Raw genomic sequence first — 908 nt, 5'->3', positions numbered from 1 at the left:
TGTTGCGACCGGCTATTTGGTAGCAGTGTCGTGACTATCTGGTAGCGCTTCAGTGAGTATCTGGTAGCAGCTCGCGGCGCTCGGGGTGATACTTCCGGTAGCCGCACCACTCGGGTGCGGCGCGTACTGGAAGGAGTCCGCTGATGACGGATTACCGTGCGGTGATGACGCTGCTGATTAGGAAGCGTTCTTACCGCCAGATTGAAGACCAGCTCGGGTGCTCGCACCGCGCGATTTCCCGAGCGAACCAAGCGCTGCGAAGCCTTGGCCTGACTACTGCCCAGCAGGTCGCGGCGTTGACGAATGACGAGCTAGACGAGATATTCGTTGATAAACGCACCAGCGGTCAAGGCGAGTTCGTCCCGATTGACTTTGACGCGGTCGTCAAAGCACGCACAGGGCGTGTGAAGCAGACACTGCAAGTATTGTGGGCTCGCTACACCACCACCCCCACCCAGCCGGGCCAGCGTCATTACAGCTACGACCGGTTCCGCCAGCTGGTTGCCTCCCATGTCGATGCGGCCGGGCTTACCGCCCGGATCACCCATGCACCAGGGCATACGATGCAGGTGGACTGGGCAGGGAACAAGATGCGCCTGTACGACCCTGCGGGCACACCGGGTGCGAAAGTCAGCATTTTCGTCGCTTCGCTGCCGTATTCAGGAATGCTGTTTGCTTGTGCGTGTGTTGACCAGCGGCAACAGTCCTGGCTTGATGCACACCGCCAAGCGTTTGACTACTTCGGTGGGGTCTGCCAGGTTGTTGTCCCCGATAACGCGTCGACGGCATCAAACGCAATCAGCACTGCCGATAGGAATCGGAAGGTCAACGACACCTACCAGCAGTTCTTGGAGCACTACAACACAGCAGCACTTCCCACACGCGCGCGTCGGCCGAAGGATAAAGCA

General features: G+C 59.4%; 1 protein-coding gene. It reads left to right on the top strand.

Annotation, left to right across the window (positions count from 1 at the left end):
• Positions 1–143 precede the first annotated feature (143 nt).
• Positions 144–908, top strand: a 765-nt coding sequence (locus tag QP999_RS13345; RefSeq protein ID WP_284848467.1) for a DDE-type integrase/transposase/recombinase, incomplete at its 3' end; no start/stop codon positions are given.

This window comes from Corynebacterium sp. MSK004 (assembly GCF_030232515.1).
Taxonomy (GTDB): Bacteria; Actinomycetota; Actinomycetes; order Mycobacteriales; family Mycobacteriaceae; genus Corynebacterium; species Corynebacterium hesseae.
Note: the sequence above shows the minus strand (reverse complement) of the source record. Positions and strands in the feature narration are given on the sequence as shown.